This window comes from Streptomyces sp. NPDC045022 (genome assembly GCF_056432605.1).
The window spans coordinates 32,015-46,719 of record NZ_JBWKIR010000017.1; the positions used below are offsets into that span (position 1 = coordinate 32,015).

The 14,705-nt window shown below is 71.3% G+C and carries 10 protein-coding genes; 5 read left to right on the forward strand and 5 right to left on the reverse strand.

The genetic code is table 11. From position 1 onward, the window contains the following. Nucleotides 1-128 precede the first annotated feature (128 nt). From nhaA to AC07C1_RS27040, 3 genes are all read right to left on the reverse strand, one after another. Nucleotides 129-1,571, reverse strand: coding sequence for a Na+/H+ antiporter NhaA (gene nhaA / locus AC07C1_RS27030; protein WP_478943035.1), 1,443 nt, complete (start codon nt 1,569-1,571; stop codon nt 129-131). A 201-nt stretch (nt 1,572-1,772) separates the two neighbouring features. Then, nucleotides 1,773-3,728: an acetate--CoA ligase gene (gene acs / locus AC07C1_RS27035; protein WP_478943037.1), complete on the reverse strand. Its 1,956-nt coding sequence runs from the start codon at nt 3,726-3,728 to the stop codon at nt 1,773-1,775. Nucleotides 3,729-3,845: 117 nt separating this feature from the next. After that, nucleotides 3,846-6,221, reverse strand: a complete 2,376-nt coding sequence (locus AC07C1_RS27040; protein WP_478943039.1) for a SulP family inorganic anion transporter — start codon at nt 6,219-6,221, stop codon at nt 3,846-3,848. A 336-nt stretch (nt 6,222-6,557) separates the two neighbouring features. Between AC07C1_RS27040 and AC07C1_RS27045 the strand changes: the two genes are divergently transcribed. Beyond that, entirely contained in the window at nt 6,558-7,823 is a 1,266-nt protein-coding gene (locus tag AC07C1_RS27045) for a polysaccharide deacetylase family protein (RefSeq protein ID WP_478943041.1), read from the forward strand. A gap of 3 nt (nt 7,824-7,826) precedes the next feature. Here AC07C1_RS27045 and AC07C1_RS27050 read toward each other — a convergent pair whose 3' ends face one another. After that, a complete protein-coding gene (locus tag AC07C1_RS27050) occupies nt 7,827-8,807 on the reverse strand; it encodes an ATP-binding protein (protein WP_478943043.1) in 981 nt (326 codons plus the stop codon). Between the two features lie 101 nt (nt 8,808-8,908). On the opposite strand from AC07C1_RS27050, the gene AC07C1_RS27055 reads away from it, so the two are divergent. Then, complete coding sequence (locus AC07C1_RS27055; protein WP_478943045.1) at nt 8,909-9,733, forward strand: Fic family protein; 825 nt, start codon at nt 8,909-8,911, stop codon at nt 9,731-9,733. 369 nt (nt 9,734-10,102) lie between these two features. On the opposite strand, the gene AC07C1_RS27060 is transcribed toward AC07C1_RS27055, so the two are convergent. After that, nucleotides 10,103-10,933 (reverse strand): HAD family hydrolase, encoded by an 831-nt coding sequence (locus AC07C1_RS27060; protein WP_478943047.1) that lies wholly within the window; start codon nt 10,931-10,933, stop codon nt 10,103-10,105. Between the two features lie 595 nt (nt 10,934-11,528). Here AC07C1_RS27060 and ssd point away from each other — a divergent pair. Genes ssd through AC07C1_RS27075 form a run of 3 tightly spaced genes read left to right on the forward strand, consistent with a single transcriptional unit; the run spans nt 11,529 to nt 14,699 of the window. Then, nucleotides 11,529-12,635, forward strand: coding sequence for a septum site-determining protein Ssd (ssd, locus tag AC07C1_RS27065; RefSeq protein WP_478943048.1), 1,107 nt, complete (start codon nt 11,529-11,531; stop codon nt 12,633-12,635). Continuing rightward, a complete protein-coding gene (locus AC07C1_RS27070) occupies nt 12,632-13,846 on the forward strand; it encodes a TadA family conjugal transfer-associated ATPase (protein ID WP_478943050.1) in 1,215 nt (404 codons plus the stop codon). The genes ssd and AC07C1_RS27070 overlap by 4 nt, the downstream gene beginning before the upstream one ends. Nucleotides 13,847-13,853: 7 nt before the next feature. Then, complete coding sequence (locus tag AC07C1_RS27075; protein ID WP_478943218.1) at nt 13,854-14,699, forward strand: type II secretion system F family protein; 846 nt, start codon at nt 13,854-13,856, stop codon at nt 14,697-14,699. The last annotated feature ends 6 nt before the right edge of the window (nt 14,700-14,705 follow it).

Sequence of the window (14,705 nt, forward strand, 5' to 3'; positions counted from 1 at the left end):
GTGTCGCAAGTGTGCCGTGCCGGGCGGCCGCCGTGCTCGTACGGCCGTGGGTGGCCGCCGCGCTCGGGTGGCCGTCGGTGGGGCCGCCGTGCTCGTACGGCCGTCTTGTTTTGTACCGTCTCGTCAGATCATGCCGGACGGTCGCCCTCCTCGCCTGCCCCACCCGGTACTTCCGCAAGCCCGTGGCGCGCTTCGGCCGCCCGCTCGGCGGCGATCCGCCGGTGTTCGGCGGCCTTCTGCTCGTGGATCCGGGCCATGCGCAGGTGGTACGCCGGGTCGTCCTGCTCGTAGACGTCCGGGATGCCGTCGAGGTCCTCGTCGCGTTCCTCTTCCTCGCACAGCCGGCGGTACCTGGCGTTGCGGATCTTCAGCAGCACCGTCGTGCACACCGCCGCGATCAGCGATCCGGTGAGTACCGCCGCCTTCACCTCGTCGGTGAGGACGGGATCGCCGTCGAAGGCCAGTTCGCCGATGAGCAGCGACACCGTGAATCCGATCCCGGCGAGGGAGGCCACCGCGAAGACGTCCGCCCAGGCGAGGTCGTCGCTGAGCGAGGCCCGGGTGAAGCGGGCGGTCAGCCAGGTGCCGCCGAAGATGCCGAGCGTCTTGCCGACGACCAGGCCGAGGACGACGCCGAGCGTCTCCGGCTTGGTGAACACATCCCCGAGCGTCCCGCCGGAGACCGCCACTCCGGCGCTGAACAGCGCGAACAGCGGTACGGCGAGCCCGGCCGACAGGGGCCGCACCAGGTGCTCGATCCTCTCGCCCGGGGAGTGCTCCTCGTCCTCCCGGGTGGTGCAGCGCAGCATCAGGCCCATCGCCACGCCGGCGATGGTGGCGTGCACGCCGCTGTTGTACATCAGTGCCCAGATCACCACGGCGAGCGGCACGTACACGTACCAGCCGCGCACGCCCTTGCGCAGCAGCAGCCAGAAGACCACGAGGCCCGCGGCGGCGCCGCCGAGCGCGGCGAAGTCCAGCCGGTCGGTGAAGAAGACCGCGATGATCAGGATCGCGAAGAGGTCGTCGACGACCGCGAGGGTGAGCAGGAAGGCGCGCAGGGCGCTGGGCAGCGCGGTGCCGATGACCGCGAGGACGGCGAGCGCGAAGGCGATGTCGGTGGCGGTGGGCACCGCCCAGCCCTGCGTGGAGCCGTTCCCGGCGAGGTTGGTCAGGGTGTAGACGAGCGCCGGTACGGCCATGCCGCACAGCGCGGCCACCACGGGCAGCGCGGCCGCCTTCGGGTCGCGCAGGTCGCCGGCGACCAGCTCTCGTTTGAGCTCGATGCCGGCGACGAAGAAGAACACGGCGAGGAGGCCGTCGGCGGCCCAGTGGGCGAGGGAGAGGTGCAGACCGAGCGCGCTGGGGCCGAAGTGGAGGTGGCTCACCGTCTCGTAGCTGTGGTGCAGGGCGGGGATGTTCGCCCAGGCGAGCGCCGCGACGGCGGCGATCAGCAGCAGGACGCCGCCGACGGTCTCGGTGCGCAGCGCGTCCGCGACGAAGGTCCGCTCGGGCAGGGACAGGCGTCCGAGGATCCGGCGAGGGGACATCGGGGTGCGGGGCGCGGTCACGGCGGGACCTCCGGTGGCTGGACAGGACGGCTCACATGCCGACCAGACTTCCCGGCGCACCTGTGGATCTTGTCGCGTCCTTGACGCTTTTATTACCTTACCCAACGGGGGCGGCCGGGACCGGTGATCCTCACGCTAGACGCAGAAGGGGGCACCGGCGCGTCGTCGTGCGGGTGCCCCCTCCGGGTCCTGCCGTGCGGGTCAGTCCTCGCTCGGCGCCGCCGGGAGCTTGGTCTGGATGAGGTCCATGACCGTGGAGTCGGTCAGCGTGGTGACGTCACCGAGCTGACGGTTCTCGGCCACGTCCCGCAGCAGCCGGCGCATGATCTTGCCGGAGCGGGTCTTCGGCAGCTCCGCCACCGGCAGGATCCGCTTGGGCTTGGCGATCGGGCCGAGCGTGGCGCCCACGTGGTCGCGCAGCCCGGTGATGAGCGCCTCGGTCTCCGATGCCGTACCGCGCAGGATCACGAAGGCGACGATCGCCTGGCCGGTGGTCTCGTCGGCGGCGCCGACGACGGCCGCCTCGGCGACCGACGGGTGCGAGACCAGCGCCGACTCCACCTCGGTGGTGGAGATGTTGTGCCCGGACACGAGCATGACGTCGTCCACCCGGCCCAGCAGCCAGATGTCCCCGTCGTCGTCCTTCTTGGCGCCGTCACCGGCGAAGTACTTGCCCTCGAAGCGGGACCAGTAGGTGTCGATGAACCGCTGGTCGTCGCCCCAGATGGTGCGCAGCATGGACGGCCACGGCTCGGTCAGCACCAGGTAGCCACCGCCGCCGTCGGGTACCTCGCGCGCCTCGTCGTCCACGACGGTCGCGCTGATGCCGGGCAGCGGACACTGCGCCGAACCGGGCTTGGCCTGGGTCACGCCCGGCAGCGGCGAGATCATCATCGCGCCGGTCTCGGTCTGCCACCAGGTGTCCACGACGGGGGTCCGGTCGGCACCGATGTGCTTGCGGTACCAGATCCACGCCTCGGGGTTGATGGGCTCGCCGACCGACCCCAGGACCCTGAGGCTGCTGAGGTCGAACTTGGCGGGGATGTCGTCGCCCCACTTCATGAAGGTCCGGATCGCGGTCGGCGCGGTGTAGAGGATCGTGACCTTGTACTTCTGCACGATCTCCCAGAACCGGCCCTGGTGCGGGGTGTCCGGCGTGCCCTCGTACATGACCTGCGTCGCGCCGTTGGCCAGCGGGCCGTAGACGATGTACGAGTGGCCGGTGACCCAGCCGACGTCGGCCGTGCACCAGTACACGTCCGTCTCCGGCTTGAGGTCGAAGACCGCCCAGTGGGTGTACGCCGACTGGGTGAGGTAGCCGCCGGAGGTGTGCAGGATGCCCTTCGGCTTACCCGTCGTCCCCGAGGTGTAGAGGATGAACAGCGGGTGCTCCGCCTCGAACGCCTCCGGGGTGTGCTCGGCGGACTGCCGCCCGACCAGTTCGTGCCACCAGATGTCGCGCTCGCCGCTCCAGGCCACGTCCTGCCCGGTACGGCGCACCACGAGCACGTGCTCGACGTTGCCCGCCTTGTCGACCGCCTCGTCCACGGCCGGCTTGAGCGCGGACGGCTTGCCGCGCCGGTAGCCGCCGTCGGACGTGATCACGACCTTGGCGTCCGCGTCCTGGATACGGGTCGCGAGCGCGTCCGCCGAGAAGCCGCCGAAGACGACGGAGTGCGCGGCGCCGATCCGGGCCGAGGCCAGCATCGCGATCGCGGTCTCCGGGATCATCGGCATGTAGATGGCGACCCGGTCGCCCTTGCGGACACCCAGCTCCAGCAGGGCGTTGGCGGCCCTGGAGACCTCGTCCTTCAGCTCCGCGTAGGTGATCGAGCGGCTGTCGCCGGGCTCACCCTCGAAGTGGATGGCGACCCGGTCCCCGTGCCCGGCCTCCACATGCCGGTCCACGCAGTTGTACGCGACGTTCAGCTCGCCGTCCTTGAACCACTTGGCGAACGGCGGGTTCGACCAGTCCAGCGTCTCGGTCGGCGCCTTGGCCCAGCTCAGCCGGCGGGCCTGCTCGGCCCAGAAGCCGAGCCGGTCAGCCTTGGCCTGTTCATACGCCTCCGCGGTGACATTGGCGTGCGCGGCCAGGTCGGCGGGGGGCGCGAACCTGCGTTCTTCCTTGAGCAGGTTGGCCAGGCTCTCGTTGCTCACGACATCTCCCTTTCCAAGGGTGTCCGTTGTGTCCCAGGCCACAGCTCATCAGACGCGGGGGGCCGATGACAAGGGTCGACCCGAAAATTGGTTTAGACCTGTTCGAAGGTCGACCGTTCATACCGCACTGCGTGCCCCCTCTTCTTGGGTGACGCCTTCCATGAAGCGCCCCGTGACGTCCTCGAAGACAGCGCCTCCTTCCGTTCGTGCGAGCAGGTACGCCTGCGCCTCACCGACGTGGAAGTACATGCCGTGCAGTTCCAATTCGCCCCTGGCCAGCGACCGCGCGACCGAGCCGTGCGCCCGCAGGTGATCCAGCTGCTGGACCACATTGGTCAGGCACAACTGCTCCACCGCGTCCGCGGGCGCCAGCCCGGACAGCCGGGGCCAGGTGCATCGGGCGTCGGCCATCCGTGCGAGGCTCGGCAGCCCGTGCCGCAGCCACCGCCGCAACGGGGTGTCCCCGCCCGTGCCCTCCGCGGCCAGCAGCGCCTGCATCGCCCCGCACCCGGAGTGCCCGCACACCGTGATGGAGCGCACCCCGAGCACGTCCACCGCGTACTCGATGGCGGCCGCCACCGAGTCGTCGCCGTGCTCCTCGGCCGGCAGTGGCACCAGGTTGCCGACGTTGCGGACGACGAACAGGTCGCCGGGACCACTGGCGGTGATCATCGACGTGACGAGCCGGGAGTCGGCACAGGTGAGGAAGAGCTGTGAGGGCCGCTGGCCCTCCCGGGCGAGCCGTGCCAGCTCTTCCCGCACCAGCGGCGCGGTGTTGCGCTGGAAGGAGCTGATGCCACGGGCCAGTTCCTGCGCCGGCTCCCGGCCTGCCGGGGCCGCGGGAACTCCCGCGAGGCAGGACTGGTGGTTGCGCCAGGGTGTCCAGGGCCGGCACCGGCAGTCTGCGGACGCGGCGGACGCGGCGGGCTCGGTGGGCGCGGTGGGCGCGGCGGGGTCGGCGGTGCGGGATCCGCCGCGCCGGCCCGACAGCTCGGCCGTGCCGCCCCGGGCGGTGTGGGAGCTGCGCCAGTCCTGCAGCGACTCGTACGCCGCGTGATCCATGAACGACCCGTCCAACTCCACGACGGCGTGGGCGCCTTGGGGTACGAGATGCAGGGTTCTGCTGAGCTGGGGCACCGCGAGAAACGTCAGCTGGCCTCGGACATGTACGTGATGGACTCCCTCCTTGTCCTCATGAGTGATGCGGGTGCGGGTGAGGCGGTGCAGGGCGACGGCCACCGCCATGGCGACCCCGAGGAGCACGCCCTCCAGGACGCCGAGGAGCACCACGCCGAGGGTGGTCGCGGCGTAGACCAGCACCTCGCGGTGGCGTGTCACCGTGCGGATGTGGTGCAGGGACACCATCTGGATGCCGACGGCCATCACCAGGGCGGCGAGGGAGGCGAGCGGGATCGCCTCCAGGATCGGGACCATCAGCAACGCGGCGACTACTACGAGAACGCCGTGCAGCATCGTGGAGTTCCGGCTCACGGCACCCGAGTTCACATTCGCGGTGCTGCGCACGGCCACGCCGGCCACGGGCAGACCGCCGAGCGCTCCGGAGACGATGTTGGCGGCGCCCTGGCCCAGCAGTTCCCGGTCCAGGCCGGAGCGGCCGACGCGGGACTGCGTGCCGGGCCGTGCGGCGACCAGCTTGTCCACGGCCACCGCGCCGAGCAGTGACTGCACGCTGCACACCAGGGTGGTGGTGAGCACGGCGGCCACGACGCCGAGCACCGGGCCCTCGGGCAGTCCGGCCAGCGCATGACTGCGCCAGGACGGCAGGTCGACCCGGGGCAGGGTCAGCCCGGCCAGGGCGGCGGTCGCGGTGGCCCCGGCGACGGCGACGAGGGCGGCCGGCGCCTTGCGCAGTCCCTGGCCGACACGGCCCGGGAGACGCGGCCAGGCCAGCAGCAGGGCCAGGGTCAGGGTGCTCATGGACACGGCGGCCGGGTGCACATGAGCCAACTGGGCGGGTAGAGCACGCAGATTGGCGAGGACGGAGCTGTCCGGGCTGCCGCCGAGGACGATGTGCAGCTGGGCGACGGCGATGGTGATGCCGATGCCGGCCAGCATGCCGTGCACCACGGCCGGGCTGACCGCGAGGGCGCCGCGTGCCACCCGCAGACAGCCGAGGCCGAGCTGGGCGAGACCGGCGAGGACGGTGATGGCGCAGGTCGCCCGCCAGCCGTAACGGTGGATCAAATCGGCGGTGATCACGGTGAGTCCGGCGGCCGGCCCGCTGACCTGCAACGGGCAGCCGCCGAGCCGGCCGGCGACGACTCCGCCCACGGCGGCGGCCACGAGGCCCGCCTGGAGCGGGGCGCCGGTGGCGAGGGCGATGCCCAGGGACAACGGCAGAGCGATCAGGAAGACCGCGACGGCGGCGGAGACATCGGCGCCCTCGACGGGGAAGCGGCGGCGGCGACCTGATGTGGGGCTGTGCGGCGGGTGGGAGTGGTTGGCGTGCGGGGGTGCGCAGGTTGTCGGCATGTTCCCGTCTCCTCCGGGGCGGCGCGGTCGCGGACTGGGTGGGACCCGCGTCGATGGGCGGGCTCGGTCGCGGCCGTGGGTCACGGCGTGCAGTGGCGGGATGAATCAACGCTCGGTAAATGAACCGTAATGCAGAGTAAAGACAATGCATAACTTTCCAGAGCAAATGGCCTAGTCGATCACCTACTTGGATGAAGCGAGCATTTCATCGGCTTGTCGTATTAATTCCCTCGCGGTCCCATGCGATCTTGGCGGCGCTGTCGGTGCAAGCCCGGCACATCACCACAAAGTCCCTCGTCAGCGTTCGTCTGAGAGAAGGAAGAAGGTGGGCGGAACATGGCCGCCACCCAGAGAATCGCCGTCGGTGCCATGGTCGCCGCGGCCTGTGCCACGTCGCTCGCCGGTTGTGCGACCGACTCCCCCGGCTCGAAGGAAGGGGCGTCCGGCGCGCGCCAGGGGGCGCCGGCGCCCAACAGTGCGCTCCGTCTGATCGGAGACGGCTCCACCGCGTACACCGGTGGGCAGCCACACCTGCCCACGCCCGAGCGGCTCAAGCCCGGTGAGAAGCCCCCCCAGTTCGTGGTGTTCTCCTGGGACGGCGCGGGCGAGGACAGCCAGAAACTGTTCTCCCACTTCCGTAAGGTCGCCAAGGAGAACAACGCGACGATGACGTACTTCCTCAGCGGCGTGTACATGCTGCCGGAGGAGAAGCGCGACCTCTACAAACCGCCGCAGCACGCACGGGGCAGCTCGGAGATCGGCTTCAACGACGAGCAGGGCATCGCCGACACCCTCAAGCAGGTGCGGCTGGCCTGGCTCGAGGGCAACGAGATCGGCACCCACTTCAACGGCCACTTCTGCGGCCCCGACGGCGGGGTCGGGGAGTGGTCGGTGAAGGAGTGGAAGAGCGAGATCGCCCAGGCCAAGCAGTTCGTGAAGACCTGGAAGACCAACACCGGCATGACCAAGGCGGGCCCGCTGCCCTTCGACTACGACAAGGAGCTGATCGGCGCCCGCACCCCCTGCCTCGAAGGGCAGAAGAACTTCATGAAGGCCGCTCGCGAGCTGGGCTTCCGCTACGACTCCAGCGGCGTCAACGACCAGGTCTGGCCCAAGAAGAAGCAGGGCCTGTGGGACGTGTCGATGCAGCTGGTGCCGTTCCCCGGCCACACCTATGAGCAGCTGACCATGGACTACAACTTCATGGTCAACCAGTCCGGCACCGAAACCCAGGGCGACCCCGACAAGTTCGACTACTGGGGCGACCAGATGCGCGACGGCCTGATCAAGGGCTTCTACCGCGCCTACGACGGCAACCGGGCTCCTCTGATCATCGGCAACCACTTCGAGTCCTGGAACGGCGGCACCTACATGCGCGCCATCGACGAGGTGGTGCAGGAGGTGTGCAACAAGCCCGAGGTGCGCTGCGTCTCCTTCCACCAGCTGGTCGACTGGCTGGACGCCCAGGACCCGGGGACCCTGAAGAGGCTGCGCACCCTTCAGGTGGGCGAAGCCCCCCGGCAGGGCTGGGCGTCCTTCCTCTCCGGCCGTCCGGCCCCGGCGCCCAAGGGCGTCCCCGGGGCGCCGGCGGTCAAGCCGTAAGCGTCACGCGGGCGTTGCCACACCCGCGCCGAGCACGAACCCGGGGTCGATCTGCGCCGCCAGGTCGGCCCCGGTGCGCTCGTTGCCCCAGGCCTCGGCGTTCTTGAGATGGAAGTGCACCATCTGACGTGTGTACCGCTCCCAGTCGCGCTGCTCGTACGTGGCGTCCACGGTGGCCCTGAGGGTTTTGAGGGCGCGCGAGTTGGCCTCTTCGAGCAGGTCGAACCTCGGCGGCCGGCCCTTCTCCATGGCACGCACCCAGTCCGAGCGCCCGACCGTCACGAGCAGGTCGTCACCGGTCTCCGCGCGCAGGAAGTCGATGTCGTCCTGTTCCTGGATCTTGTTGCCGACGACCTTCAGGGCGACGCCGAAGTCGCAGGCGTAGTCCTTGTACTGGCGGTAGACGGAGACCCCCTTCCAGGTCGGCTCGGCGACGACGAACGTCATGTCGAAGCGGGTGAACATGCCGGAGGCGAAGGAGTCCGAACCGGCCGTCATGTCGACCACGACGTACTCGTCGGGGCCGTCGACGAGGTGGTTCAGGAACAGCTCCACCGCTCCCGTCTTGGAGTGGTAGCAGGCGACTCCCAGGTCGGCCTCCGTAAAGGGGCCGGTGACCATCAAACGGACGGCGCCGCCGTCGAGTTCCACCGGACGTGCGCAGGCGTCGTAGATCGGATTGGGCTCCCGCACCCGGACCAGGCGCGAGCCCTCCCCGGGTGGGGTCGTCTTGATCATCGTCGCGGCGGAGGTGACGCGCGGATTGCCGCCGCGCAGGTAGTCCTTGATCAGTGGCAGCCGTTCGCCCATGGCGGGCAGCGCGGCCGCCTCCGCATCGTCGAGGCCGAGCGCGGGACCGAGGTGCTGGTTGATGTCCGCGTCGATGGCGACGACCGGGGCCCCGGCGGCCGCGAGGTGGCGGATGAAGAGGGAGGACAGCGTGGTCTTGCCGCTGCCGCCCTTCCCGACGAAAGCAATTTTCATGTTCACCGAGCGTAGTCGAATGCTAGCTGTGTGTGTCATGGGGAAGTGAAGAAGACCACTCCTTCGTGGGGTCGGCCGGTGGGGTGCGTACTGTCGTACTCATGAGTACGACAGGCGCGTCCGCCGATCCGCTCGCGGCCCTGGGCTCGCTGCCCGGCGTGGCCGAGTCCGTGGAGTCCGTGCGCAAAGCCGTGGACCGGGTCTACGGGCACCGGATCATGCGGCGCCGCAGCAATGCGATCACCGCTGAGGCGGCCCTGCGGGGTTCCCGCGGCTCGGCGGCGCTGTCCGGCGCGGACTGGGCCCTGGAGGAGGTGCGGCGGCGCACCGACTTCGGCGCCGACGCCGAGGCGCGGGTCGTGGGCGCGGCCCTGCGGCTGTCGGCCGAGGCGGGGCAGCTGCTGTCCATCTGGCGGCAGTCGCCCCTCCGGGTGCTGGCCCGGCTGCACCTGGTGGCCGCGGCGAGCAAGGACGAGCAGGTCGGCAGGCCGCGCCAGGCCGGCGAGGCGGTGGACGAGCCGCTGATCGAGTTGTCGCTGCCGGACGCCCGGGAGGTCTCCGGCCGTCTTGAGGGGCTGGCGGACCTGATCATCGCGGGGTCGTCCGCGCCCGCGCTGGTGACGGCCGCCGTGGTGCACGGCGAGCTGCTGGCGCTACGCCCCTTCGTGTCCCACAACGGCCTGGTCGCGCGCGCGGCCGAGCGGATCGTGCTGATCGGCAGTGGCCTGGACCCGAAGTCGGTCTGCCCGGCCGAGGTCGGCCACGCCGAACTGGGTCGCGCCGCTTATCTGGCCGCACTGGACGGATATGTCTCCGGCACCCCCGAGGGTGTGGCGGCCTGGATCGCTCACTGCGGCAAGGCGATCGAGCTGGGTGCCCGTGAGTCGACGGCGGTGTGCGAGGCGCTGCAGCGCGGCGCGGCCTGAGAAGCGCGGCGGCGGACAACGGGAAGGCCCCTCAGCGGGGGGCTGGACAGGGTTGCGGCGGGTACGAGTCCTCGTACCCGCCGCTGGCATGCGCACCGCGTTACCAAGCGTCCTCGATATTTGCCCATCAGGTCGGGATGCTTTGCCCGTCACCTGGTGCGGCTGGCCCGTAATCGACGGGTCGACGTCGCGTGGGTGCCCGGTGTTCATGCGGGGTCCGTGGGGCCAAGTGCGTAGTGGTAGGTGATCCTCTCGGATGTCCTCTGGTCTCGCGGGCCTGAGTTCTTTGTACCGCGAGCCGAGAGTAAGCGGAACCCTTACCTGTACTTCTTTACTTTCAGGCTCGAACAGGGGTGAAACGGACGCAGGTCAGGCGGTGCCGCGGCGTCGGGTGGCGTACCAGACGAGGCCGGCGGTCGCGGCCGCCGCTCCCACGGCCGCCGCCGCGACCAGCGCCGGGCGGGGTGGTACGGAGAGCGTGGGCAGCCGCTTCTTGAGCGGAACCGGGCGGCGGAACGCCAGGATCGGCCACCCTCGCGCGAGTGCCTCGCGGCGCAGCGTGCGGTCCGGATTCACGGCGTGCGGGTGCCCGACCTCCTGGAGCATCGGCAGATCGGTCGCGGAGTCGCTGTAGGCGTAGCAGCGCTCGAGGTCGTAGCCCTCGGAGGCGGCCAGCTCCCTGATCGCCTCGGCCTTGGTCGGGCCGTAGGCGTAGTACTCCACCTCCCCGGTGAAGCAGCCGTCCGCGCCGACGACCATGCGGGTGGCCACCACTCGGTCCGCGCCCAGCAGGTCACCGATCGGCTCGACCACCTCGGCGCCCGAGGTGGACACGATCACCACGTCCCGCCCGGCCGTGTGGTGTTCCTCGATGAGGGAGGCGGCCTCGTCATAGATGATCGGGTCGATCAGGTCGTGCAGCGTCTCGGCGACGATCTCCCGTACCTGCTGGACGTTCCAGCCGCGGCACAGGGTGGACAGATACTCGCGCATGCGCTCCATCTGGTCGTGGTCGAGGCCACCGACCAGGAAGACGAACTGGGCATATGCGGTACGCAGTGCGGCCCTGCGGTTGATCAGGCCGCCTTGATAGAAGGACTTGCTGAAGGTGAGCGTGCTCGACTTCGCAATGACCGTCTTGTCCAGGTCGAAGAAGGCTGCTGCGCGGGGCAAGGAGCGGTTTTCCACGTCGCTGAGCATATGTGCCCACCATTCGGCGTAAGGTGTGGCGCGTGGGTTTGCCTGAGAGGGCTCTCGGGTACACCATGGAAGTCACGGATCGTTCGCGACCGTGCTAACCCGGCCCGACTCCTCCCCCCCCCGAGTCGGCCGTGGGGACGACCCCCGCTCTCCCCCCCGGCGGGGGTCGTCGCATGTCCCGGTGCGTTTTCGCATCCCTCCCCCCTTCTTGACGCGGCCGCGCGGCCGGTGCGGCGACGCTCCGGCCGCTTCTTCCGTGTGCCCGTGATTCGTCACCGTCGGTAATCATCAGGATGCGCTGTGGAAGTTGTCCAGGGGTCCTGGAGGGGATCACCGGTGTGGGTGACGGCGATATTCACAGCCCCCGAGTTGTCCACCGTTTTTGACCAAGATCCACGAGATTTCGAGGATCGCTGCACCGTGATTCCAGCGCCTCCGGCCGCGGCGAGTTCATGGCCGCGGTTCCGATTGCCGGAGCGCGTATGGCCGGTTCCTATCGGCCGTTCATATGGAGGCCGCTTGCCGGTTCTTCACATCTTTGGGAATCGCGTGGCCGCAGGGGCTGCGCGGCACACGCAGCGAAGGGGGAACTCGCGTGACCGGAACCATCACCCACGACCCGCCGCCCGCCGGCGCAGGCCGGCCCGGACGGCCGCTCATCCTCACCGAGGACGCCGAACTTCTGGACGATCTGCTGCGCCTGTGCGCCGCCGCCGGCGCCACGCCCGAGGTCCACCACGGTGTACCGGAACACGGCGACGGCTGGGAAGCGGCCCCGCTCGTGCTGGTCGGCGACGATGCCGCCCGCCGGGTCCGCGGGACCACGCGGCGGCGCGGAGTGGTGCTGGTCGGCCGGGACCAGGACGACTCGGGGGTGTGGAAACGAGCCGTACGGATCGGTGCCGACCATGTCCTGATGCTCCCCGACGGCGAGCAGTGGCTGGTCGACCGCATCGCCGACGTGGCCGAGGGAGTCGGCCGCCCGGCCCTCACCGTCGGGGTGATCGGCGGCCGGGGCGGAGCAGGCGCGTCCACACTCGCCTGCGCCCTCGCCGTCACCTCCGCGCGGGAGGGACTGCGCACCCTCCTCGTCGACGCCGATCCGCTCGGCGGCGGACTCGACGTACTCCTCGGCGGCGAGAGCGCCGACGGGCTGCGCTGGCCCGCCTTCGCCGCCTCCCGCGGCCGGCTCGGCGGTGGCGCACTGGAGGAGTCGTTGCCGGAACTGCACGCCCTGCGGGTGCTCAGCTGGGACCGCGGTGACTGCGTCGCCATCTCTCCCCAGGCGGTGCGCGCGGTGCTCGCCGCCGCCCGGCGGCGCGGCGGCACCGTCGTGGTCGACCTGCCCCGCCGCCTCGACGACGGCGTCGCCGAAGCCCTCGCCCAGCTCGACCTGGCCCTGCTCGTCGTCCCAGCCGAACTGCGGGCGGTCGCGGCCGCCGGACGCGTCGCGTCCGCCGTCGGGATGGTCGTACGCGATGTCCGGGTCGCGGTCCGCGGGCCGTACGCACCCGGCCTGGACGACCGCGAGGTGGCCCGGCTGCTCGGCCTGCCGCTGGCCGGCGAGGTGCCCGTCGAACCGGTACTGCTGCGCCCGCAGGGCGGCGCCGAACCACCCGCGGCGACCGGACGCGGTCCGCTCGCCCGCTTCTGCGTCAACTTCTGGGAGCGGGCCCTGGTCGAGGCGGGAGGCACCCGATGACATTGCCCGGACTCGGCCGGGCCGACGGCGCGGCCCTGCTCGACGGCGTGCGGCGCCGGCTCGCCGAGAGCGGGGCCGAACCCACCCCCGCGCGCGTGGCCCAGGCACTGCGGGAACAGGGCCGGGTGCTCGGTGACGCCGAAGTCCTCGGTGCGGCCCGGCAGCTGCGGTCCGAACTCGTCGGCACCGGCCCCTTGGAACCGCTGCTCGCCGACCCGCAGGTCACCGACGTCCTGGTGTCCGCACCGGACCGGGTGTGGGTGGACCGCGGCGGCGGCCTGGAACTGACACCGGTGACCTTCCCGGACGCGGCGGCCGTACGACGCCTCGCGCAGCGGCTGGCCGCCGTGGCCGGGCGCCGGTTGGACGACGCCCGGCCCTGGGCGGACGCCCGGCTGCCCGACGGAACCCGGCTGCACGCGGTGCTGCCTCCGGTCGCCGTCGGCTGCACCTGCCTGTCGCTGCGAGTGGTACGTCCCCGGGCGTTCACGCTGGAGGAGCTGGTGGAGGCCGGCACGGTGCCGCCGGGCGGTGACCGGGTCCTGCGGGCTCTGCTGGCGGCCCGGCTCTCCTTCCTCGTCAGCGGTGGCACCGGAAGCGGCAAGACGACCCTGCTCAGCGCCCTGCTGGGCCTGGTCGGGCCGGGCGAACGGCTGGTGCTCGCCGAGGACTCGGCCGAGCTGCGACCGGACCACCCGCACGTGGTCCGGCTGGAGACGCGGCCCGCCAATCAGGAGGGCGCCGGCCTGGTCGCCCTGGAGGACCTCGTCCGGCAGGCGCTGCGGATGCGGCCCGACCGGCTGGTCGTCGGAGAGGTGCGGGGACCAGAGGTCGTGCATCTGCTCGCGGCGCTCAATACCGGCCATGAGGGCGGCTGTTGCACGGTCCACGCCAATGCCGCCGCGGACGTGCCGGCCCGTCTGGAGGCGCTGGCCACGGCCGCCGGGCTCGACCGGGCGGCGCTGCACAGCCAGTTGGCGGCCGCTCTCTCCGTGGTGCTGCACCTCGCACGGGACCGGACCGGACGGCGCCGGATCGCCGAGGTGCACGTGCTGGAGCGGGACGCCACCGGGCTGGTGCGGACGGTGCCGGCATTGCGCTGGGGCGAGCGGGCCTTTTGGCGGGAGCGCGGCTGGGAGCGACTGGAGCAACTGCTCGGCGGTTCGGTCGGTGTGGGAACGAGCGAGAGAGGTGACGGAAGTGATCGGTGAGACGTCCATGGGAGCCGCGCTGATCTGCCTGGGCACGATGGTCTGGCTGCTGGGCGGACGGCACTACGGGATGCGGCGGGCGCGGCTGCTGCTCGCGGGCGGCGGAGTGGTGGCCACCGGGCCGCCCTCCAGTGAGCGGGTCATCGGTGAACTACGGCGGCTGCAAGCCCGGTTGGGGGCCGAGTGGTGGGCGCTCGTGGCCGGGCTGCTGCTCGCGCTGCTGGGCACCTCGGTGATTCCGGTCGTCGCGGGGGCGGCCGGGGTGCCGGTGCTGCGACGGCTGCGGCGAGCCCGGCAGGCCAGGCGCACCCGGGAGCAGCGGGCGAAGACCGTGATCGCCCTGTGCGGCGCCCTCGCCGGGGAGGTACGCGCGGGACGGCAGCCCGGTGAGGCGCTGCTGCGCGCCGCAGACGACTCCGGCGGACTCGGCGACGGGCAGGCGGCCGTGGTCGCGGCCGCGCGGTTCGGCGGGGACGTGCCCGGCGCGCTTGCCGCGGCGGCCCGGCAGCCGGGCGCCGAGGGCCTGCTGGGACTCGCCGCGTGCTGGCGGGTGGCCGTGGACCAGGGCGCGGGACTCGCGGCCGGCCTGGACCGGTTGGAGGCTGCCCTGCGCGCCGAGCGGGACCAGCGCGCCGATCTTCGCGCTCAGTTGTCGGGTGCCCGGGCTACCGCGGTGCTGCTCGCCGCACTCCCCGCCCTCGGCCTGCTCCTCGGCGCCGCCATGGGCGCCGACCCGCTGCACGTGCTCCTGCACACCGGAGCCGGACTCGGCTGCCTGGTGGCCGGAGCGGCGTTCGAGACGGCAGGCATGTGGTGGGCGATGCGGATCGTGCGGGGAGCGGAGGCGGTGTGAGGGCGC